Here is a 22741-nt window from a genome sequence, read left to right as displayed (position 1 = left end):
CCTTAAATTTAGGGTTTTTGGCTGTTACAAAATAAGAGCCATTTTTTATCCTAACATGGATTCTGAACCCCAGGGAAAAATGCTGTCGGGTTCGTTAGAATTAAAAATATAATCATAATCAAACTCAAACGCTCGACTATGACGAGTTAAAGAAAATCCACAAGCAATGACTTGGCTGGTTGTAAAGGTTGCCATGACTAATTCAATTAAGGTTCTGGGTTTAATTTCGGGTTTCTGGACATAGAAATCTCGTTTAGCAAAAAAGACTCGTTCGTCTTTAGGAACAATAATCCCATTAACTCGATGGGCGTGTTGAATTGGCTTGAGATAATTTTTGATAAAATAGTCCTGATTGGTTTGTAATCGAGACAGTCGTTCCTGTTGTAGCCAACTCATTTGAAACATGAGTTTAATCAGTTCAAATCCGAGAATATAATTAAATACATTATCTTTATCTTTCGGACTTAAGGCTAACTTTAAAGCCGACTCTAAATATTGACCGGGTTGACAACGAGCATCTTGGGCAGAATGAATATAAAATTGCCGAATATAACCGCGTAAAACCGATTCATTTAAGGCGGCTTTAATCCGAAAACAACTGAGATATTGTTTGATTCTTTGCAGCGTATCAATATCTTCTAACATCTTCGCCATTAAGCCGTCGGCGGTATATTCATCTAAAAATTCCGCTTGTTTTTCTGGGGAAGAGGCACATAAAATATAACATAAAGAAAGGACATAACGCCGTTGATTCCAGGGCAAACTTTCAGCCCACTTTTGCACCTCAATGGGCAATTTATCAAATAAAATATTATGGCTCATCAGCCGTGCAAAATCGCTCTGTTGTTCGTCGCTGTATTCAAGATTCATCATCTGATTTCATTCCCCATCAAGCTGATTTACCGTGATCCACTCTTGCTTCTTCCCCTGGGTTTAGATTTCCCTCTAAACCTCAAACACTTGACCCAAAGATTCCCGTTGATTTTTAATGACAATCTGGACTCTAGCAAGTCAGCCCTAAAATACTGGATGAATTGTCTTTAATTCTAAGGGATCTGAGCCATATTTGTTACCGTTTGGCTGAATTGTGTCTTGATAGTTTCCCATTTCGCAGAGCCCATTGAGCCTTTTTTACTAATGTGACATTAATCACAATCAAAAGTGGATTTCGATCACGCTAAACTTTGACCAGATTTACCCAAGTGTCTGATTCATTTTCCTGACCCTTCTAGGTTTACTGCATTGCGGAAAATACATTCACAGATTATCCTACTTCTTATTATTACATCTTGATGATATTGGGGAGGTATGGGTAAATTAATCAGTTGGGCGGTTTGATTAACGTATTCTTTGAGGTTATTCATGATTTTGATTGATTTTAATAAAATATTGGTGCGTGCGCTTTGCTTACGCACCCTACAATTAAAGAGCGTTGATTTGGTTTAATTTGGCTCTAATTTCATCTAAATTTTCATTGGAATTAGCGTTTTGCTGTTCTTCTGTTTCGTTAGATGTTATTTCATCAGGAGCAAATTCTAACTCTGTAATTACTGTTTGGCGATCACGATTTACATCAACTTGAAATTTGATTTTACCTGAAATCCACTTACCAGACTGTAGCTTGAGTAACTGACAGTCTATCCCTTTAGGCGGAAATACTAATCTAATTTCATTTAAGTCCAGTTCTATTGATTTATCTGTTATTTTTAATTTATTACATAATGAATTAGCTAAAATCACATAATCCTGTTTGTATTTTAGATCTTGTTGAAAAAGTCTAACCTTCATATTCTCAGTCATCAACTCTTTCAACCGTGATACTGTAAACGTATCCTTCCCCAACATGACAATATCGTCATCCTGTTCCAGCTTAACAAACAATTCACTCATCGGGTTAACGCCTCAACTCAGTTAGGATGGGTGTGTGTTGCTCATACACCCCATATTCTGAATTATCTCACAAAATTAACTTAAATTTTAAGTGAAGTTTAATTGATTAAAAATTGTACTTTTACAAAAGAAAAATTATATAGGATTGAGGCGATTATTGGTTATTGAAGACCCTGATGGTTAGAGAGAATTGAATTTGATTCAAGCCGTAGATAAAATTTTGGGGAATTTAAGAATTAAGAGTATCCCCAATTAGGATTGATGAACTAAATGACAGGAAGACATTTTGTGATTAGAATTAGGTTCTTCCTGAAAATCACTAGGATAATGAAAGAGATTCATTAATCGAGGTTCATCGGCTGCAAACTGAATCTCGACGGAAAAATTTTGATTCAAAGTTTCGGGATCTGAGTTTAAATTCGCTTGAATTCTAACTTGACCTGAAATCCAATCTTTAGAGCCTAATGGTAATAAATAACCACTCATTCCTTCAAACGGAAACATTAACTGAACACTCCGCATATCAAAGCAAAAAGCATCATGCTTGGCTGGAGAAAATGTCAAATTAAAAAAGTCTCCGTAATTCATAATATGCTCTTCAAACTGAATCGCAATTAATTCTTTTAATCGTGAAATTGTGAAGGTATCTTTCCCTAGCTTAACAATATACTCATCTTCAGTTAAGCTAAAAAACTCATGATTCATGGTAGGCTTCCTTATGGCTATTTTTCTTGGCTGCACCCTAATACCCTAACTTAGCTGCTTTTTTTGATCAAGTTTTATTGCATCAGGCAATAAAAATTAAACTTGATCAAAAGAGGGAGAAAATAAGGGTAGTATCCTACTCCCTAAACGGATAAAATAAGTTGAGAACAAATTCAAATGACACTCATGAAACAGATTCTAGGATTAACAGCTATGATCAGTTTGGCTTTGTCATCTTCAGTATCGGCAGAACAACCTTTATATGTTGCTTATCCACCCGATGATTACAAAACAACATCTGACCGTATTTTTTTAATTGGAACGGCGGCACACGAAGGAGAAGTGTCAATTAATGGTCAAGTTATTTCCCGAAGTCCTGCTGGTCACTTTGCACCCACTGTTCGATTGCAGCTTGGGGAAAACACTTTCATTCTACGCTATAAAAATCAAAAAATCAAACTCAATATTACTCGAATTTCAACGGAAGCTACTCCCTTAGAAACGGTAAGCTTTTTAAAGGATTCATTGACTCCCTCTGAGAATATCGCTATACTTCCAGGGGAGCTTGTTTGTTTTAGTGCGATCGCTCCGCAAAAGGCAACGGTTTCTGTTAAATTAGCCGGACAAACAATTCCGTTATCCTCACAATCTCAAAGCTTAGAATTACCCGATAACAAAGCCGTTTTAACCGGACAGAATCAACCTATCAAAGCCAATACTGTAAAATATCAAGGTTGTGGTGTCATTGCCAACAATTTAAGTTTTTCAGCAGATAAAAAAATATTAGATTTAGGCAAACCTGAGTATCAATTAACCCTGAATAATCAGACCCTGACTCAAAATGCAACCGGGCAAATTTCTATTCTTTCTCCCACTCAATTTGAAATCGCTGAAGTGATTGTGGAGGAAGGAACCGCACGCACCGGGCCTAGTACCGATAATTCTCGTTTAACCCCCTTACCTAAAGGAACTCGTGCTCAAATTATAGGACGACAAGGGGAGTTTTTACGGCTTGATTATGGGGGGTGGATTAAAGCAAATGAAACCCGAATTACCACCGAACCCATACCCCCGAATTCTTTAATTAGAAGTGCAAGTTCTCGCCAAGTTGGAGACTGGTTAGAAGTGTCATTTCCCCTCCAAACACCTGTTCCAATAACGGTTAAACAAGAAGATCAAAGTTTCACTTTAACCCTCTATAATACAACGGCTCAAACGGATACAATTCGTTTTAATGATAATGCTTTAATTTCCCGTATGGATTGGCAACCTGTGTTATTTCCTTTGGGAGAAAAAGCACAAGATGCGGTGCAATATACCTTTCATTTTAAAACAAAACAACAATGGGGTTATAAATTGCGTTATGAGGGGACAACCTTAGTTTTATCTTTCAAAAATCCCCCGCAATTACAATCTAATTTACCTTTATCGGGATTAAATATTTTAATTGATCCCGGTCATGGGAGTCAAAATGATTTAGGAGCAAAAGGGCCAACAGGTTATCCCGAAAAAGATGTTAATTTAGTGGTTTCTAAACTATTAGAAGCAGAATTAATTAAACGGGGTGCTTCGGTTTTTATGACCCGCCAAGGGGATGAGGATTTGTATCCCCAAGACCGAGTAAAAATGATTAATCAACAGGAACCGGATTTATCAATTTCTATTCATTATAATGCTTTACCCGATAATGGAGATGCGATTAAAACAAAAGGAGTGAGTACCTTTTGGTATAACCCCCAAGCTCATAGTTTAGCAGCATTTTTACATCACTATTTAGTAAAGGCATTAAACCGTCCGTCCTATGGGGTCTTTTGGAATAATTTAGCCTTAACTCGTCCTACGGTTGCGCCATCGGTTTTACTGGAATTAGGATTTATGATTAATCCAGAGGAATTTGAATGGATTGTTAATCCCCAAGAACAACAAAAATTAGCTATAACTTTAGCAGATGGGATAGTAGAGTGGGTAAAATTAACCCAATAATTAAGATAGGTTTTAAGTGTTACAATAAAGTAGGGTGCGTAAGCATCGCGCACGCACCTTCTAAGATTTTAAAACTTATATTAAATAGGAAAATTTTATAATATGCAGTTTGTATTTGATCCCCCCATTGCCACAAAAATAAATAAAATGAAAGAGCGGGTTCGTTGGCAAGATCCGTTAATTGTGAATCAAGGTATTGATCAAACCTCTTTAGTCATTGATGATGGAAAAAATCAGGATACTGAATTTTCATTTTTAGTGATAGGAGATAGTGGAACAGGCTATAAACCGAATCCAAGTCCTCAACGAAAAGTTGCAGAATTGTTATTAGAAAATCAGGAGAATTGTCGTTTTATTGTTCATACGGGAGATGTTGTTTATTTAGTGGGTTCGAGTGAATATTACCCCGATAATTTTATTCATCCCTATCGAGAATTTTTAGTGGGAGGTGAAAACCCTAAAAAAATTAGTTATGATCAAATGGTATTTAATTTACCTTTTTTACCCGTTTTAGGTAATCATGATTATTATGATTTACCTTGGTTTTATAGTTTATTAGCTCAGTTGATTTGGTTACCTCGTCATCTGTTATTTTCTAAATTTGATTTTGATATTGGTTGGCATGGTTCGTTTCAAGGAAAAGCTTATGCTCAAGCGTTTTTAGATTATTTAGTAACAATTAATCCTTTACAACTTCAACACCATTTAGAGCAATATTATACCGCTAAAACGAATACAGGTCGATGTCTGCGCTATCAACCCGGACTGTTTACCCGTTTACCTAATCGTTACTATACCTTTCGTTATGGCGGAATTGATTTTTTTGCCTTAGATTCTAATACCTTTAATGATCCTGAACCCTTACCGAATACCCTTCAGGGGGAAGATTTGCGATCGCAATTGCAGCAACGATCTAATACAATTGAATTGGAAAAACAACAATTCATGAAAGAATTAGATATCCTTCAAGGTCAGCCGGGAAAAAGCGATGAAATTGTTCATGATTATTTAGAAAAAATAGAACAATTAGAAGAACAAAAAATGGATATTCAGAAACAACTGAATGCTCCTCAAGATATTACGATTGATTTTGAACAACTGAACTGGTTAAAACAACGTTTAATTGAATCTTGGCATACTTCAGAAGTGCGAGGACGAGTGCTGTATTTCCATCATCCTCCTTATGTTACAGAAGCCACAAAATGGAATCAAGCTCAAACTATTGCTGTGCGAAATAACTTGCGTTATGTTTTAAATGAAGTGTCTAATACCATTGGCAACCTTACAGAAAATCGCCCAATTGTAGATTTAGTTTTGAATGGTCATGCTCATTGTTTAGAACATTTATATACCGGAAATACAGGCTTTGCAGATTCCTATATTCATTGGTTAATTTGTGGTGGAAGTGGCTATAGTTTACGCCGACAACGCCCCGAAGGAAATCAATTAATGGAGTTTTTTGAAACCGAAACAGGTGTAAAATCGCGCTCAATTGCGGAATCGTTATTATTTGTGGGTCGCACAGGTTTAGGTCGAGAAAAACGCCGTCCCTATTCAGGTTTACGCATTGATGTTTTAGCGGGAAAATCACCTAAATTTCGGGTAAAACCCTTAATTACAGAACGATTTAAAGGTCGATGGAATACCCAAGAACAGAACGCTTTTATGCTTTAACGAGGAAACTGTTTATCCCTGTTGATGAACTGGAATCTCTACGATAAATTCTGTTCCCTGGTCTGGTAAGGCTTGACATTCAATCATCCCTTTATGTTTTTCCACAACAATTTGATAACTAATGGATAATCCTAAACCCGTTCCTTTCCCCGCAGGTTTCGTTGTAAAAAACGGATCAAAAATATGTTTTCTGACGTGTTCAGGGATACCATGACCATTATCTTGAATCGCAATTCTGACCCGTTCTAGGGGATGTTCTGTGGTACTTGAAAGCCACTCGGTTTGAATTTGGATCATTAAATATTGGGTTTCAGAACATTCCTTACTCAGTGATTCTAACTCATCAATGGCATTACTAATAATATTCATAAAAACTTGATTGAGTTGAGCCGCATAGCACTCGACTTTAGGTAATTTCCCGTATTTTTTAATAATTTCAATCGGAGGACGCTCCGGTTTAGATTTTAAGCGATGTTGGAGAATTAATAGGGTGCTATCAATCCCTTCATGAATATCAACGGGTTTAACCTCAGATTCATCTAAGCGGGAGAAGTTTCTTAAGGATAATACTAATTGACGAATCCGGTCGGCTCCGACTTTCATTGAAGATAATATTTTCGGTAAATCTTCCCGAATAAAATCAAATTCAATTTCCTCAATTTTTTCTTCTATTTCGGGTTCAGCATTTAGGGATTTTTCTTGATATAATTGAACTAAATCTAATAAATCTCTCGTGTAGTCCGTGACATAACTCAAATTTCCATAAATAAAGTTAACGGGGTTATTAATTTCATGAGCAACTCCAGCCACTAACTGTCCCAAACTTGACATTTTTTCACTTTGAACCAATTGAGTTTGGGTTTGTCGTAAATCTTGCGCGAGTTCTTCTGCTCTTTTTTGGGTTTGAGCATAAAGTTCAGCTTGTAATAAAGCAATTCCAAATTGAGTGCCAATTTGAGCTAATAATTTAATTTCTTCATCTTGCCAATGACGGGGATAGGAATTTTGATAAACAGCGAGTAAACCCCAGAGAAATTGTCCTTGCAAAATCGGAACAATAATATAGGATCTCGCCTGTAATTTTTCCAGTAATCTCACATGACATTCTTCATGTCCGGCGGTGTAAATATCATCAACGGCATAGGTTTTATTATCTCGATAACGTCCTCCTAAAGTTTCTTGTAAATAGGTGTCTTGAATCATGGGAACGGTATCAAATAAAGAATTCCATCCCTCAATCACAGATTCTGCTACAAAATAACCTGACCAATCGGAATTAAACCGATAAACCACCACTCGATCTACATTTAAAAAGGTTCGGACTTCGGCAGCAGTGGTATTAAAAATAGTGGCAATATCTAAGGAGTTTCTAATTTTTTCAACAACTTGATATAATAATTTTTGCTGTTCTGCTGCTTTTTCTCGTTCCGTTAATTGTACCAGTTTTTTAGCTTGTTCTTGAACTTGTTCAATATAATCAATTTGTTGTAAAGCAACTTCTAAATTTTGAGCAATTTGGCTTACAAATTCTATTTCTTCTGATTGCCAATGGCGAGGGCTGTTACACTGATGGATGCAGAGTAAACCCCATAATTTTTCAGCTTTTAATAGAGGAACGACTAAATTAGCTCGAATTTTAAATTCTGCCAAAATCTGAAAATGGCAGTCTTGTAAATTGGCTTGATTAATATCAGAAATGGCGTTAATTTTCCCTTGCTGATACAGATGATAAAATCGTTCAGAAAAACAATGATCGTTAACTTTTTTCTCTAAAGCAGAATCAAATTCAGCTACCACCGCTTCTGATATAAATTCCCCTTCTCCATATCCTGAATTGGGGTTAAAATAGAAAATACCAACCCGATCTGCATTTAAAAGTTGTCGAACTTCTGTCACCGTGGCTTGAAAAATCTGATCTAAATTTAACGTGTTCCGAATTCGAGAAATCACCCGTGTTAAGGTTTTTCGTTGGTCTAATTGTCGAGTAGTTGCTTGCCATAATTCTCGTTGCTGAATGGCGGTTTCTAAGTGTTTAGCAACTTCTTGGACAAATTCAATTTCATGAGGTTGCCAATCTCGGCGTTGGTGGCAATCTTGCACCCATAAAAATCCCCACAACTGTTGGGTTGTATATAAAGGAACCCCTAAGTTAGCTCTGATTTGGTAATTAATACTCCATTGTAACAGTAATTGATTAAATCCTCCATAATAAATATCTGGAATGATAATCGCTTGCTGCGATGGATGGTTAATATTAAACCCTAATAATTCCTCAGTGTTAATCTCAAAATTTAACAGAGATGGAAACCCAGTTAAAACAGTTTCTGCAATATATTTCCCTTTAATTTCTTCTGCTTGGGGATACCATTGCACAATGGCAACTCGATCTACATTCAGATAGTTTTGCAGTTCGCGGGTAGCAGTTTGTAACAGGGTTTCTAATTCCAAACATTGATTAATGCGTTCAATGATGGTGGATAAAGATTGATAGCACGGTAACAGTTTCAGATTTAAAATTTCCTGTAATTGAGCAAATGCAACGTCATTCCGACAGCATTCTCGTAACTGCTCCCATTGATGCTGATTTACGATCATACACTCGCGCCTAAAATGATGTTAAGTTATTCTAAAAAATTGAATTTCTCCGAAATTTAACGAACCTGAGACAGGATCACATTGATGATATTCAAGAAAGTTGATCCCTGCTTTTATAAGACAAAAATTGAGTTTTAAATCATTGATTTGACCTCCGTATATGGGTTAAAAAATGCTTATCCTAGCGTATCTCAATTTTGCGATTTAGGAATTGAGGGTAACATCAGGAAGAGATTGTCGCAAGGGAATTTCAATTTTAAATTCGGTTCCAAGTCCCCAGTGAGAAAGGCATTTCAGCGATCCTTTATGTTTTTCAACAATAATTTGATAACTGATAGATAATCCTAACCCTGTTCCTTGGCCCACAGGTTTTGTGGTAAAAAACGGATCAAAGATATGGGGAAGTAATGCGTTAGGAATCCCTGTACCATTGTCAATGATCGAGATCACAATTTTCGGTAAAGCTGTAATTTCATCCCTCAAAGCGGTACGAATCTCTAAGCAGGGTTGTGTCTGTTCAGAGGTGGAAAAATTCTGATTCGATCCTTGTGTTTTAAATGCTAACGCATCAATGGCATTACTGAGAATATTCATAAAAACTTGATTTAAGAGACTGGCATAACATTCCACCGCCGGAAGGTTGCCATACTGTCGCTTAACTTGAATTTCGGGAGCGTCGGAATTAATGTTGAGACGATGTTGTAACAGCAATAATGTACTTTCAATTCCTTCATGGAGATCAACAAATTTTAAATCCGCTTGATCGAGTCGGGCAAAATTGCGAAGGGATAACACTAATTGACGAATGCGATCGGCTCCACTTTGCATAGATTCCAAAATTTTAGGCAGATCTTTGGCAATAAAATCTAACTCAATGGTACTAATATAGTTAACAATTTCCGAGTTTGGATAGGGATAATAGCGTTGATAAAGTTGTATTAGATTTAATAAATTCTGGGTATATTCACTGGCATATAGTAAATTACCAAAGATAAAATTAATTGGATTATTAATTTCATGGGCCATCCCCGCAACTAATCGCCCCAAACTGAGCATTTTTTCCGTTTGAATTAGTTGACTTTGGGTTTTTTGGAGCTCATTGAGGGTATGAGTGAGTTGTTCAGCTTTGGCTTGTTCATTTTTGGCAGCTTTGCGGCTTTGTTCATACAATTCAGCTTGAGCAATGGCGATCGCAGCTTGATCGGCTAATTGTTTTAAAATATCCAATTCCTCAGTTTCCCAATTGCGAGGATGGGTACATTCATGGGCAATTAATAATCCCCAGATCTTCAATTCTTGGTTAATGGGAACAATTAAATTAGCCCGCACCCCCAAACTTTCTAAAAATTCCTGATGACACAGCGCTAAATTTTCATTATAAACATCACAAATTGCTCTCATTCGTCCTTCTCGATAGAGCATCACCATGTCTTCGGGAAAACAATCTTCCGGTGTTTGCATCCCGACAATGGAACGAATGGAGTCTCGCCGATCTTCAAATACGACTTCTCCGGCCTGCTGATTGATCAGTTTATAAATAACGACCCGATCCGTATCTAATAAGGCTCTAACTTCTCGGACTAAACACGACAATGTAGTTTTTAAATCTAACGTTCGACGAATTTGATCCGTAATTCGTTCTAAAGTTTTAGCAAAATCTAAAGCTCGTTTCAGTTGATTGGTTCGTTCATCAATTTGCTCCTCTAAATTCAGGTTTAAACTCTGAACTTCTTGATATAATTGATATTGTTGAATAGCCATTGCAAATTGATGAATTAATGCTTTGGCTAAGGTTAATTCTGCTTCTGTCCAAGGTTGAGCTTGACCTTGTTTAGATTCTCGCCAAATTTCAAAGGACTGTCGAGGCATCATTTGTTTGACACTAGGGTCAAATTCTCCCGCCCAAAGGGTTTCGGTATCAATTTCGTCCCGAAAAATTGTCAAAACCCCTAATAATTGTTGACGATATTGAATCGGTAAAACTAATATTCCTCGAATCGGTGTTGATTGAAAATTGCGGAGCAAGACTCGCCATTGAGGTTCTTTATAAACATCCGTAATTACCCAAGCAGATAAGGCTGGATTTGGGGTAGGGTTTGTATGGGAGGAGGTTCCATAACCATTGGTTAACCAATGTTGCCACAACGGATGTTCTTCTAAAATCCCTGAAGGAATTCCATCAGGAGGATGGGGCTGTTTCCCCCAGGTAAAGACTTCCGGGGGATGGGGTGCATTGGGTTGAATATACAGCCGTCCTCCCACCCCTTGCAACGCTTTTACTGTTGCTTCTAAAGCCGCTAACAGTTCAATGGTGGGACGTTCATGGAGGAGAGACACAACGGTGTTAATCGTGGCTTCCTGTTGGGCTTGTTGCTGGGTTTCACTGAGTAAATTTGCCTGAGCAATAGCAATGGCCAGTTGATCAACTAATAACTGGACAAGGTGGATATCGGATTCAGAAATAGATTGAGGTTCGGCGTGATGGGAGACTAATAATCCCCAAAGCTTAGGTTTCTCAGAACTAACCGGATTGAGGGGATGGAGTAAAATCGGAACCACCAGAGAAGCCTCTACCCCCATAGCGGTTAAATAAGTTTGATGACAGGGATCAAGGGTGCGATAATCAATCCCCGATGAGGTTCCAGTCTCTTCTAAATGCTGACTGATCCCCATTGTTCCCCCAGCGACATTCACAATGGTACGTTGACGGAGGGAACAATACATTTCACGGGTATAAGCAGGAATATCATCGGCGGGAAAATGTAATCCCAATAAGGACGGGAGGCGATCTCCAAACCGAGCTTCTGCTACCACTTCCCCACTGCCATCGGGACTAAATTCATAAATCATAATCCGATCCGTTCCTAGAAATGAACGGATTTCGGCAACGGTGGCTGTTAAAATACCGGGTAAGTCTAGGGATTGTCGAATCCGGTTCGTAATCCGATACAGTAAAACCTGTTGATCTAATTGAGATTGAAGTTGTTGTGTATTTTCCAGCCCATTCATGATCTTGTCCTATAGCAAGCTTTTTCAAGCTTCACTGAGATAATGAAAAAAACAGCACTCAAGATATTTGAGTGTTCACAGCGAAACAGACTATTTAATTTTTTCCCCTAACCTTGATCTCAAATTATCTTCCTTGGGGTGGGATGATGCGTCCTTGAAAACAGTTCTATTTTATACCGAATCAATAGTTTTTTGTTGGCTAGGGAACAGGGAATTAGGAATTAGGAATTAGGAATTACGAATGATGAATGATGAATAGGGACTATAACGTAGTGTACTCACCAACACGACCGGATATAAAAATCGGGTTCCTGGTGATCAGAAACCCGGTTTTTCCAGGGATTGGCAGTTGTTTGGATGGCTTTAGAATGGCATTAATTGTTTAATGGCTTTATTCGCAATATCCCCATACCGCAGTTGACCACAGAAAATTTTACTCATTACTTTCGTGGCGACGGGCATTTTCACCCCAGCTTTATAAGCCACTTTCGGGAACCGATAAAATGCACCCGCTAAACGTCCAGCCCAAACCATATCGGAACCCCATTCTTCCTTCATCGTTTGGGTATAGCGTTCTAAGGCATTACCCACACCCCCTAAAGCTTGATCAATCGCTTCTGCGGCTTTGACCCCACTGAGAATAGAAGGACGAATCCCCTCCGCCGATAACGGGTCAACTAAACTGGCGGCTTCCCCTGCAATTAGGGCATTTTGGGTATGGAGGGTTTTATCTCCATCCCAGAGACACAGGGGATGCTGATAAATTGTCGAATTCCCTAAACCTGCTTTAGCTGAATAATTCAGTAAGTCTTTATTGAGATCTTTGGGTTCTCCCCCGATAAAGGTAGCAATACTGAGGGAATAACCATCAGCTTTCGGGAACCCCCAAATACTGCCATTTTTCACCAGACCAAACTCAAAACTCGGTAGCAACGGTTGAGTTGTAGCCACCTCCATAAATTGACTTTGACGCAGTTTAGACTGTTTCAAACCTAACCATTTTGCCATGGAACCTTTGGCGCCATCAGCCCCAATTAAATATCGCGCCGTTAAGGGTTCAGTGGCGGTGTTCACTTGCCAATGATCGCTTTTAAATTGAATCCCTGTGACTTCCGTATTATCTTGTAGTTGCGCCCCCTGACCTTTAGCTTGATCCACTAAAAACTGATCGAAAACGTCTCGCCGCACCATCCACATCGGAGTGGGAATTTCTGATTCCACCGCATCATCTAATTGCCAGGTATAGCGAATTCGCTCAACGGTTGTGGAAATAGCCGGACTAAAATCAAAATCAAACCATTGGGCGATCGCAGGAGAAACACCCCCACCACAAGGTTTTAAGCGCGGAAAGGCTGATCGTTCCAAAATTAACACGGAACGTCCCCGTTTTGCTAAATGATAGGCTGCTGCTCCTCCTGCTGGGCCAGCACCAACAATAATACAGTCAAACATCGTTGTCATGGGTATTTTAGGGATTATGTTCTCTGTTAACTGTTAATAGTCAGTAGAGACGTACCATGGTACGTCTCTACACAGTCAACCGAGGTTAAACAGTCGTGATGTCTTTTTCTTTGGCTGCTAAGGCTTCGTCGATTTTAGCAATGTATTTATCTGTGAGTTTCTGAACGGAGTCTTGTAAATCAGCCGCTTCGTCTTTAGAGAGTTCGCTACTTTTTTCTTGTTTCCGTACAGAGTCAATGGCATCCCGACGAATATTTCTGACCGCGACTTTCCCTTCTTCAGCTAATTTAGCCACTTGTTTGACTAATTCTTTCCGTCGTTCAGTGGTTAAGGAGGGGATATTCAGACGAATAATAGAACCATCGTTATTGGGTGTTAACCCAATATCAGAAAGTAAAATCGCTTTTTCAACGATATTAAGCATATTGCGTTCAAAAGGCTGAATCGCAATGGTGGTGGCATCGGGGGTGCTAATATTCGCCACGGCTTTTAAAGGCATGGGACTGCCATAATATTCCACTGTAATTCGATCCAATAAACTGGTATTGGCTCGGCCAGTCCGAATTGTATTAAAGGCTCGCTGAGTTGCTTCCAGCGCCTTATTCATGTGATCTTCAACTTCAGGTAACTTCACACAAACCTCCTACTAAGGTTCCAACAGGTTCACCACTCACCGCACGGCTAATATTTCCCCGGACAGTCAGGTCAAATACAATAATAGGGATATTATTTTCTTTGCACAGCGCAATGGCTGTACTGTCCATTACCCGTAAATCATGGGTGAGAACGTAGCCGTAGGTCAATGTTTTGTAACGTTTTGCGTCTGGGTTCTTTTTCGGATCACTGTCATAAATACCATCTACCTTGGTGGCTTTGAAAATCACTTCGGCATCAATTTCCGCCGCTCGTAATGCTGCGGTTGTATCCGTTGTGAAAAAAGGATTCCCTGAACCCGCCCCAAAAATAACCACCCGATTAAGTTCTAGGTGGCGAATGGCTTTGCGTCTGATATAAGGTTCGGCAATTTCCTGCATGGCGATCGCCGTTTGTACCCGGGTCGGAACTCCAATTTGTTCTAAAGCATCTTGCAAGGTGATGGAATTCATTACGGTCGCAATCATTCCGACATAATCGGCTGTTGCTCGATCCATTCCCCCAGCGGCGGCTTTTACCCCTCTAAAAATGTTACCGCCTCCGACTACAATGGCGACTTGTACGCCCATATTGACAACTTCGGCGACTTCTTGGGCAATATCTTGAACGACGGCTGGATCAATGCCATAGCCCAAATCTCCCATTAAAGCTTCGCCACTCAATTTTAGTAAAATGCGTTTGTACGCTGTTCCCATTTATACTCCCATAGCTTCTGTAGTAATCAACATCGCCAATTTTCGTTAACGAAGTGGGTTTATCGTTACTATTAGCCTAGACATTGGCGTTATCGGAAAATTGGGTATAAAACCCCTAACTTCTAGGACGGCTTTGTGCTAAAATTAAGTTGGTGTTAAAAAACCCACCCTATCAAAGATACTCCGAAACAAATAACAAGGTTGAAAGTCCTGCGGGGTTGACGATGAGAAAGGGGAAGCGGAAGTAAGGCAATGGTATCAGTCTACCCTTGAACGCACTCCAAATTAAATCTTTTCTTTTAAGTGGCGGAAGGACATTCTGACACTCTAAACGGACGTGGAGGAAGGCTTAAGACTATCGTTAAGATAGCAGCATCCGGTGAAGCGTCAACCCCATTCAGCGACCCCCTTAAACAAGTGGCGTGGTGAAGAATCACCGTACCTTCAGGTCGGTGAGGATGTCAACATATCAGGATATTTATAGTTCAAGTTGCAGGTTAACTATTGTTGGGAGTGCTGACACTCAACAGTCAACAACCAGTAGAGACGTGCCATGGCACGTCTCTACACAGCCGACAACTTCAATGTCTCCATTTAATCGAACAACCAATCGAGTCTGTATGTTCTGGAGTAATGGGTTGATGATTCAGGAGTTGAGCGATCGCATTTTTTAAATAAGGGGTTGTCACGGCTTCAGCCGAGGAAGGATTATCATCAATTAATCCCCGATAGCGAATAATTCCGTCATGATCTAATAAAAAAATTTCTGGGGTATGAGAGGCTCCAAAACAGTGAGCAACCTCTTGAGTGATATCTCGAATATAGGGAAAGTTTAGCTTCTGTTCTTCCGCAAAAATTTTCATATTTTCAAAACTATCATCGGGATATTGACTAGCATCATTAGCATTAATACCCACTAAAATAACCCCGTGTTCCCGATACTCTTGTTGCAACTGTTTGAGACGGTTTAAATAGAAACGAACATAGGGACAGTGGTTACACATAAATATAACAACAACGGCTCGATATTCTTCTAAATAACGAGCTAAATGATGCACTTCATCATCAACTCCTGGTAATTCAAAATCTGGAGCGTAGCTAGGAATTAAAGTACCCTGCATAGTTAGTCTTCCCACCTTCTTAAAACAGTGCAATTGTATTTAGTAGATGTCATCTCTGTGGCTCAAAGGTTTAACCTGTAATGTAGCTGCACCCCTTTTCATTCTAAATCTAATCGGATGTGAGTCGATTAAATTTTTACCTTGAGGGAGAAGGAATATTCCACCCCTCCCTTGTGCCTGCTTACGGCTTAATCCATCCCTTTGATAACGCTTGATACCCGATTAATTTATAGGTTAATTTAGCAACGGTAAATTCAGAAACAACGGAATCAACCACCGGAGCTAATTCCATAACATCACACCCAATCACATCTTTAGACTCAAATAATCGCCTCAAAAATGTGAGGGTAGAATACCAATTTAATCCACCGGGTTCCGGGGTTCCTACCCCAGGAATTAAACTTGGATCAATCCCATCAACATCAATGGTTAAAAACACTTTTTCTGTAGGAATACTAGCGATCGCTTGTTCAATCCAATCTGGATTAAACGCCATTTCTCTAGCTCGAAAAACCGTTAAATTTTTCTCTTTAATTAAATCAGCTTCCTCTTGACAAATGGCTCGAATTCCCACTTGAACAGTGGGTAATCCCATATTAACAATCCGACGCATCACACAAGCATGACTATGAATTGTGTCTTCATATTCATGTCTTAAATCGCCATGAGCATCAATTTGAACCACCGTAAACGGTTCTTGATATCCTTGACGATATCCCTGTACAACCCCGGCGGTAATACTATGTTCTCCACCAATGGAAATCACAAATTTTTGGTCTTCAATTAAAGACTTCAGAGTTTGTTGAGTCACACTCAACATTTCTTCGGCGGAAATACTCTTACCATTGCGAGTATCTGCAATCGGAGTATGGGTAAAAATTCCTGCATCAAAACAGACTTCTCGATCAAGTTCTTCATCATAACATTCTAATTGATGAGAAGCTTCTAATAAACTAGCAGGGCCATTTTCACATCCCTTGCGATAGCTGGTTGTGGCTTCATAGGGGATAGGTAAAATTACGACTTTAGCCGTTTCGTAGTCAGGGACAATTTCAGAACCTAGAAAGTCTACAACAGCAGTCGAAGGGAAAGTTGATCTCATCTTCAATGTAGTCCGAAGCAATTTCAGTGACCTAGTGCACGAAAGCAGAGGATTTTACAATCAGCAGTCATCCCTGATCGAGAACCCTAAACGATTAACTGATCAGGAATCAATTATTTTTGCTACGCTGCACTATAGGGATTAACAACTCTTAATTTTGACACAAAACGGGGACGATCGTTAACCGTACAATTACGGAATACATGAGTTTTGGCTAAAATTTTACAGACTATTTACTTTTTACTGCTTCTACCTTAAGAGTTATGTTGATTGCTTCATCTGTTTCGCAAACTTGGATTTGGAAAGGCTTCCCCATTTGTTATGTGAGGGAGGGTAATAATGGCCCTGCGGTGGTTTTGGTTCATGGGTTTGGAGCATCTTGGGGACATTGGCGGAAAAATATCCCTGACTTAGCAAAACATTGTCGCGTTTTTGCATTAGATTTAATTGGGTTTGGAGGGTCAGCTAAACCCAAACCGACGGAAGAAATCGCTTATACCTTTGAAACCTGGGGACTACAAATCGCTGATTTTTGTCGAGAAGTTGTTCAAGAACCTGCTTTTTTAGTTGGAAATTCTATTGGTTGTATTGCGGTGATGCAGGTAGCTATTGATCACCCTAATATTGTTCAAGAAGTTGCTTTATTAAACTGTTCTTTAAGATTATTACACGATCGCAAACGGGATCAACTTCCTTGGTATCGCAATTATGGGGCGAGTGTAGCCCAAGAGTTATTAAAATATTCCTGGTTTAATCGATTCTTTTTTAAACAATTAGCAACGCCTCAAACTGTTAAAAAAGTATTATTACAAGCTTATCAACGAGATGAAGCCGTTACGGATGAATTAGTCGAAATGTTACTAAAACCCGCCCAAGATCAAGGTGCAGTAGATGTTTTTGCTGCCTTTACTCGCTATTCTCAGGGGCCATTACCGGAAGATTTATTCCCTAAATTACCTTGTAAAGCAATAATATTATGGGGAACAGATGATCCTTGGGAACCGATAGAATTGGGAGAAGAATTTAAACAGTATTCAACAGTTAAACAGTTTATTCGGTTAGAAGGAGTCGGTCATTGTCCCCAGGATGAAGCCCCCGAATTAGTTAATCCTATTTTATTAGATTGGATGCTTTCTTAAAATTAGCGATCGCTCTCATAGGATATAATAAACTCAATCGACCCAGCATAAAACTAACCTCCACCAGTAAATTTTGCTCCAGTATGACCGACACTATTAAACCGATTCAAAAAATTCTGTTTGGCTGTCCAGGGACAGGGAAAAGCTACAAAATTCGGGAAATTGCAGAAAAACAGCTAAACATAAGCTTTGATTCAGATACTAAAATTCTTAAAAATACGGTCAAAACGGTATTCCATCCTGAATATACCTATGGTGACTTCATGGGTAAACTGTTACCTCTGACTCAGGGAACTAACGTAATTTATAAATTTTACCCTGGACATTTTTTAAAAGTCTTGGGAATGGCTTACCGAGGGTTAATAGAGGGAAATAATGAACATTACTTATTAGTGATTGATGAACTCAACCGAGGGAATGCTGCTGCTATTTTTGGAACAGTTTTTCAACTTTTAGATCGAGAAAGCGATCATTGGTCTAGTTATGAAGTTGATATTTACGAAATGGAGTTAGTAGGATTATTAAATGCAATGGGATATAAACCCGATGTCAAAACCGATGGTTCAATTAAAATTGATGAGAATGGAACGGAGAATCCATTTGATAAATTTTGTAAAGAACTAGAAATTGATTTAAAAAATCAAAGTAACAATAACGGCTTAAGAGTTTTAGAGCTTCTCAAGCAAAACAAAATCAGTATTCCTAATAATCTATCTATTATAGCGACCATCAATACTTCTGATGAATCAATTTATTATCTTGATAGTGCATTTAAAAGGCGTTGGAATTGGCAATATATTCCAATAGATGTTAATGAATCAGAATACCTACTTTCTATCAAAGGGAAAGAAGTAATATTATCTATACCGAATGAATTTGATAGTGACACAGAAGAATATATATTTGAAAAATTAAACTGGATTAAGCTTATAAATGACATCAATTATATTATCAAAATAAATTCTAAAACAATCAGAAGAATTGAGGATAAACAAATTGGAGTTTGGTTTATAAAACCTGATGAACAGGGAGAAATACCTTTAGAACAAGTAAAATATAAACTAATGTTCTATCTTTGGAATAGTGTTTTTGATAGAGACAAAAAACCCCTAGAAGAAATTATTTCAAAAGCTGTAAAAAAAGAAATCAAGTTAATTACTTATGATGATTTTGTTCAGTATACAGAAGTATTTTTGATGTATTTGTATGACTAATAAACAAAAAAATATTGTTTTTTGATAATTTCTATAAACTTAATAAAGATGATTAACTTTAATAATCTTGAACTGGTTGTTAATGAAAAATATTCTTTTGTTGGACTAGAACGACGTAACTCCCAAATTCGTTTTTGTCTACCGAAAGGATTTCCTAATAAACCGGAAGAACTTCAACGCTTTACGTTTAATACAAAGCGTGACTTATTTTTTCTGCTTTATAAAGTTTTTGACCAATTCAAGAACATTTGTATAGAAAAGGGGTATTTAGAAGAAAATAATGATATGACGACATCTGACCGAGATGGTATGGTTAAAATCAATCAAGGTGCAGATATTAGCGAAGATGACGAGTTAGATGAAAATATTTTTTATTCTAAACTCGATATGATTAGTGGGATATTGAAAGCCCATGACGAACCCAAGATTTTAAGTTTAGTTTATCGACTGGGTAGGTCAGACCACTTTGATCATAGCCAAATTCACAAATTTTTACATCGTGCTGTTTTTTTACCAAATGGTGCTGCTTATATTGACTCGATGGACTTACCCCGCCAACAGGTTCGCTTTGAGTCAACAGATATTGTGGCGATGTACTGTTATATTTTATGGGAAATCAAACAGCAACTTCAGCAGAAAGTAGGTGTAGAAATTAAAGCTTTAGCAGAACAGTTTAAACAACACTATATCGGTGGTAATTATGGTTTATTTGAAGAAGAATATTATAGTCAAGTGATCGATAGTTTAAAAGAGGCGTTAGAGTTAATTGATCACAATACTCCCTTTAAAGATATTGACTATTGGCAATTTTATGATGCGATAGAGTTATTTCTGTATGGAGAACTTCGTCAAACAGATGAAGGTGAAATCTGGGGAATTAAAAACTTTCATAGTGTTTGGGAGTCGATGTGTTTAACCTACTTAGCACAAACAGAAAATCTTAGTTATCTTTTACATTTAGATAACCGTTTTATCCCTAGTTATTGGGTTAAAATTTTTAATAGTTCTGCAAAAGTTATCAATTTATCAAATAACACATTTAAAATTAATACTTCTCAAATTGTTCCTGATGCCGTCTTCTTTTCATTCATCTTGAATAAAATAGAAGAAAGGTATTATGAAATTTACCCTTATCTAGGTTGGAGTGATAGTTATTTTTATCGAACTAACTTCTGTTTAATTAATGATTATAATCTTAATCTTAATAAAGATATTGTGAAGATTGCTTATATTAAACAAGGCGAAGAACATACATTTTATTTGTTAAAATATAAAATAAATGAAACAAAGATGGATAAAAATCGTCCAGAATTTTCAAAAAAGCATTTATCAAAAAAAGGATTAGTAATTGATAAATGCTTACCCCCATATTTCTTTTCGTTTTGGGATATAGACAATAAAGAATTAGATGCCGAGGCAATCTATAAAATGTATTATTTTAAACATTTATTTTATCTTTATCTAGTTAATAATTTAACCTCTTGGGATAATTTAGAATCGGTCGATATATTTGAAGATAGCATTATAAAGAGAATTATTAAAGTTCAGGAAGAATTGAAAAATTTTTATCGTAATAATCATCTTAATTCTGCAATGAATATTATTGAGTATTCACTATGGAGAGGTCGATCACAGAATCAGATCAATAAGATGTTAAATTCGTTTCTCAAAGCTTTTTTTGATATGGATGAAAATTATATTAGTATTATTGATATTAAATATTATGATGTTAATTATTTATTGGATTCAAGAAACATAGAAGAAATCAAAAATAGAAGTGTTAGAAAGCAATTTGTTTATGAATATTTGATACAAAAGGAAGTTAAAAAACTACCTGAATACTGGAATCAATTAAAGATTCGCAGTAGTTTTTTGTTACCAGGATATAATCAACAATCTATGATTGAGGATGGACAGAAGTTTATGGATGGATATATTCACCTTAAAACAGTTGATTTTGTCAAGTTAGCTGAAAGTTATGTATCTGATAATTTTGGATAAAAGGCTTTTAACACTCCTAAAAGTAGTAAGCCCTTCAGGGCTTTCTTCCCTAGACTTAGCAGCAAAACCTAACACCAATAACAATAAATTTAATTTATTAGTGTTAGGTTTAGGGGATTAAGCCCTGAAGGGCTTACTACGAAGTCGGGGGATTAAGCCCTGAAGGGCTTACTACGAGGTTATTCTTGATTCATTTGAGCATCTTTGACGGCGGCAAAAAATAGAAACACACCTAATGGAATACTCAAGGCTAAAATAATACTGGTGGTTAAACTTCCCAGTTGTGGAACTCCCGAAGAAAGTTCAAAAACCGAACCCACTGCGGCGATCGCAGCTACACAAGACCCTAATAACAAAACCATGCTTTTTGGAGTGCCAACCATGTCGAATTATCCTATATTATTTAATGGGTTTAACAGCTTTGGGTGAGAATTTATGTTTGGCTAATTCTTCATTTAATGCCAATTGATTCTCGACTCGATCTACAAATAAAACCCCATTCAAATGATCCAGTTCATGTTGAATAGCGCGACCTAATAATTCCGTAGCGCGAAGGGTTCGAGGTCTGCCATTTTCATCTTTAAATGACACTTCTACCACGTCCGGGCGAGTCACATCCATATACACCCCCGGAATACTTAAACAGCCTTCTTGAAAGGGTGAAATTTCAGCACTGCTTTTAATAATTGTGGGATTAATTAACACTAAAGGCGGGTTAGCAGCGTTATCGGGTTCGCAGTCAATTACAATCACTTGTTTATTAACGGCGACTTGAGGGGCGGCTAAACCAATACCATCCGCACTATACATGGTTTGTAACATCTCCCGCACGAGTTTGCGAATCTCATCATCAATTCGGGACACTCGTTTTGCAGGCGTTCTCAAGGCGCGATCGCCTAAATAGTGGATCTCAAAGGGCGGTTTTTCTAATTTTTTCTTTTCAACTAAAACTTGTGATGTCATAATAAAAAAAATGGAAAGTTGGGAAACCGCGTCTCTTCAAAGCGCGGAGGAAAAACGACACTTCGGCAAGACTTCGGCGTGAGCTCAGTCGAACGCTCAGTGACCGCTCAGGAGAATAAATTCTCCGTGAATACTAGATTGGGAATCGACAAAAATTGTTGTATTTGCCGATTCCCGGTTTTTTTGGTATTTCTACCCCACTGATTTCTCAGGTAATGTTAGCTTCGCCAATGTTATCGGTCGGTAACTATCTCAAAAGCACTGTCTTACCCCTCGTAAAACTGTTTAACTTTTGAGTTTTAGAGCTTGGGACTAGCTTCGCATCCCAAGGTAAGAACTTTAACGCTTACCGATAACGTAGCCAGTTAAGGCTTAGGCTGGTCAGCTATCCAAAGGAAAGGCATATTAGCGTAGCCTGCGCTCCGCGCATAGACCTGTCTCTTCAGAGCGGGGTGCTGACGGAAGGCTTACTCTTAACTTCTAAAACAATATTGTTCTCTATTCATCTTAATAGATTTTAACAATTAACACCCTA

General features: G+C 37.9%; 18 protein-coding genes. 5 read left to right on the top strand and 13 right to left on the bottom strand.

What is annotated here, in order from left to right:
- Positions 1–45: 45 nt before the first annotated feature.
- The 4 genes from H6G57_RS04515 to H6G57_RS04500 form a co-directional block, all read right to left on the bottom strand.
- Positions 46–873, bottom strand: coding sequence for a cobyrinic acid a,c-diamide synthase (locus H6G57_RS04515; RefSeq protein ID WP_375539504.1), 828 nt, complete (start codon positions 871–873; stop codon positions 46–48).
- 338 nt (positions 874–1211) lie between these two features.
- Positions 1212–1364, bottom strand: coding sequence for an AtzG-like protein (locus H6G57_RS04510; RefSeq protein WP_190516408.1), 153 nt, complete (start codon positions 1362–1364; stop codon positions 1212–1214).
- A 58-nt stretch (positions 1365–1422) separates the two neighbouring features.
- Complete coding sequence (locus tag H6G57_RS04505; RefSeq protein ID WP_190516407.1) at positions 1423–1890, bottom strand: KGK domain-containing protein; 468 nt, start codon at positions 1888–1890, stop codon at positions 1423–1425.
- Positions 1891–2142: 252 nt separating this feature from the next.
- Entirely contained in the window at positions 2143–2595 is a 453-nt protein-coding gene (locus H6G57_RS04500; protein WP_190516406.1) for a KGK domain-containing protein, read from the bottom strand.
- 186 nt (positions 2596–2781) lie between these two features.
- Here H6G57_RS04500 and H6G57_RS04495 point away from each other — a divergent pair, with 186 nt between their 5' ends.
- Both H6G57_RS04495 and H6G57_RS04490 read left to right on the top strand, forming a co-directional pair.
- The gene (locus H6G57_RS04495; protein WP_190516404.1) at positions 2782–4578 is read left to right on the top strand and encodes an N-acetylmuramoyl-L-alanine amidase; all 1797 of its coding nucleotides are present in this window, start codon (positions 2782–2784) and stop codon (positions 4576–4578) included.
- A 102-nt stretch (positions 4579–4680) separates the two neighbouring features.
- Positions 4681–6252, top strand: a complete 1572-nt coding sequence (locus H6G57_RS04490) for a metallophosphoesterase (RefSeq protein WP_190516402.1) — start codon at positions 4681–4683, stop codon at positions 6250–6252.
- 12 nt (positions 6253–6264) lie between these two features.
- Here H6G57_RS04490 and H6G57_RS04485 read toward each other — a convergent pair whose 3' ends face one another.
- The 7 genes from H6G57_RS04485 to speB all read right to left on the bottom strand — a co-directional run bounded on the left by H6G57_RS04485 (position 6265) and on the right by speB (position 16889).
- A complete protein-coding gene (locus tag H6G57_RS04485) occupies positions 6265–8847 on the bottom strand; it encodes a GAF domain-containing protein (protein WP_242048867.1) in 2583 nt (860 codons plus the stop codon).
- A 204-nt stretch (positions 8848–9051) separates the two neighbouring features.
- A complete protein-coding gene (locus H6G57_RS04480) occupies positions 9052–11856 on the bottom strand; it encodes a GAF domain-containing protein (RefSeq protein ID WP_190516401.1) in 2805 nt (934 codons plus the stop codon).
- Between the two features lie 363 nt (positions 11857–12219).
- On the bottom strand, positions 12220–13308 hold the full coding sequence (locus H6G57_RS04475; RefSeq protein ID WP_190516815.1) for a geranylgeranyl reductase family protein: 1089 nt from the start codon (positions 13306–13308) through the stop codon (positions 12220–12222).
- A 94-nt stretch (positions 13309–13402) separates the two neighbouring features.
- On the bottom strand, positions 13403–13951 hold the full coding sequence (frr, locus tag H6G57_RS04470; RefSeq protein WP_190516399.1) for a ribosome recycling factor: 549 nt from the start codon (positions 13949–13951) through the stop codon (positions 13403–13405).
- On the bottom strand, positions 13938–14666 hold the full coding sequence (gene pyrH, locus H6G57_RS04465; RefSeq protein ID WP_190516397.1) for a UMP kinase: 729 nt from the start codon (positions 14664–14666) through the stop codon (positions 13938–13940). The genes frr and pyrH overlap by 14 nt, the downstream gene beginning before the upstream one ends.
- A 581-nt stretch (positions 14667–15247) precedes the next feature.
- Entirely contained in the window at positions 15248–15787 is a 540-nt protein-coding gene (locus tag H6G57_RS04460; RefSeq protein ID WP_190516396.1) for a thioredoxin family protein, read from the bottom strand.
- Between the two features lie 181 nt (positions 15788–15968).
- Positions 15969–16889, bottom strand: a complete 921-nt coding sequence (speB, locus tag H6G57_RS04455) for an agmatinase (RefSeq protein WP_190516394.1) — start codon at positions 16887–16889, stop codon at positions 15969–15971.
- A gap of 263 nt (positions 16890–17152) precedes the next feature.
- Between speB and H6G57_RS04450 the strand changes: the two genes are divergently transcribed.
- The 3 genes from H6G57_RS04450 (at position 17153) to H6G57_RS04440 (ending at position 21243) form a co-directional block, all read left to right on the top strand.
- Positions 17153–18028 carry an alpha/beta fold hydrolase gene (locus H6G57_RS04450; protein ID WP_190516392.1) on the top strand — a complete coding sequence of 292 codons (876 nt, stop codon included), beginning with the start codon at positions 17153–17155 and terminating at the stop codon, positions 18026–18028.
- A gap of 83 nt (positions 18029–18111) precedes the next feature.
- Entirely contained in the window at positions 18112–19242 is a 1131-nt protein-coding gene (locus H6G57_RS04445; RefSeq protein ID WP_190516390.1) for a restriction endonuclease, read from the top strand.
- A gap of 48 nt (positions 19243–19290) precedes the next feature.
- A complete protein-coding gene (locus H6G57_RS04440) occupies positions 19291–21243 on the top strand; it encodes a hypothetical protein (RefSeq protein WP_190516388.1) in 1953 nt (650 codons plus the stop codon).
- 179 nt (positions 21244–21422) lie between these two features.
- On the opposite strand, the gene H6G57_RS04435 is transcribed toward H6G57_RS04440, so the two are convergent.
- Positions 21423–21626 (bottom strand): hypothetical protein, encoded by a 204-nt coding sequence (locus H6G57_RS04435; RefSeq protein ID WP_083625724.1) that lies wholly within the window; start codon positions 21624–21626, stop codon positions 21423–21425.
- Between the two features lie 16 nt (positions 21627–21642).
- A complete protein-coding gene (gene def / locus H6G57_RS04430) occupies positions 21643–22206 on the bottom strand; it encodes a peptide deformylase (protein WP_190516387.1) in 564 nt (187 codons plus the stop codon).
- Between the last annotated feature and the right edge of the window lie 535 nt (positions 22207–22741).

The sequence above is a fragment of the Planktothrix sp. FACHB-1365 genome (assembly GCF_014697575.1).
Lineage (GTDB): Bacteria > Cyanobacteriota > Cyanobacteriia > Cyanobacteriales > Microcoleaceae > Planktothrix.
Note: the sequence above shows the minus strand (reverse complement) of the source record. Positions and strands in the feature narration are given on the sequence as shown.

Coding starts and splice junctions, on each gene's coding strand:
- H6G57_RS04515 (WP_375539504.1), bottom strand. CDS start 873: ATGATGAATCTTGAATACAGCGACGAACAACAGAGCGATTTTGCACGG.
- H6G57_RS04510 (WP_190516408.1), bottom strand. CDS start 1,364: ATGAATAACCTCAAAGAATACGTTAATCAAACCGCCCAACTGATTAAT.
- H6G57_RS04505 (WP_190516407.1), bottom strand. CDS start 1,890: ATGAGTGAATTGTTTGTTAAGCTGGAACAGGATGACGATATTGTCATG.
- H6G57_RS04500 (WP_190516406.1), bottom strand. CDS start 2,595: ATGAATCATGAGTTTTTTAGCTTAACTGAAGATGAGTATATTGTTAAG.
- H6G57_RS04495 (WP_190516404.1), top strand. CDS start 2,782: ATGAAACAGATTCTAGGATTAACAGCTATGATCAGTTTGGCTTTGTCA.
- H6G57_RS04490 (WP_190516402.1), top strand. CDS start 4,681: ATGCAGTTTGTATTTGATCCCCCCATTGCCACAAAAATAAATAAAATG.
- H6G57_RS04485 (WP_242048867.1), bottom strand. CDS start 8,847: ATGATCGTAAATCAGCATCAATGGGAGCAGTTACGAGAATGCTGTCGG.
- H6G57_RS04480 (WP_190516401.1), bottom strand. CDS start 11,856: ATGAATGGGCTGGAAAATACACAACAACTTCAATCTCAATTAGATCAA.
- H6G57_RS04475 (WP_190516815.1), bottom strand. CDS start 13,308: ATGTTTGACTGTATTATTGTTGGTGCTGGCCCAGCAGGAGGAGCAGCA.
- pyrH (WP_190516397.1), bottom strand. CDS start 14,666: ATGGGAACAGCGTACAAACGCATTTTACTAAAATTGAGTGGCGAAGCT.
- H6G57_RS04460 (WP_190516396.1), bottom strand. CDS start 15,787: ATGCAGGGTACTTTAATTCCTAGCTACGCTCCAGATTTTGAATTACCA.
- speB (WP_190516394.1), bottom strand. CDS start 16,889: ATGAGATCAACTTTCCCTTCGACTGCTGTTGTAGACTTTCTAGGTTCT.
- H6G57_RS04450 (WP_190516392.1), top strand. CDS start 17,153: ATGTTGATTGCTTCATCTGTTTCGCAAACTTGGATTTGGAAAGGCTTC.
- H6G57_RS04445 (WP_190516390.1), top strand. CDS start 18,112: ATGACCGACACTATTAAACCGATTCAAAAAATTCTGTTTGGCTGTCCA.
- H6G57_RS04440 (WP_190516388.1), top strand. CDS start 19,291: ATGATTAACTTTAATAATCTTGAACTGGTTGTTAATGAAAAATATTCT.
- H6G57_RS04435 (WP_083625724.1), bottom strand. CDS start 21,626: ATGGTTGGCACTCCAAAAAGCATGGTTTTGTTATTAGGGTCTTGTGTA.
- def (WP_190516387.1), bottom strand. CDS start 22,206: ATGACATCACAAGTTTTAGTTGAAAAGAAAAAATTAGAAAAACCGCCC.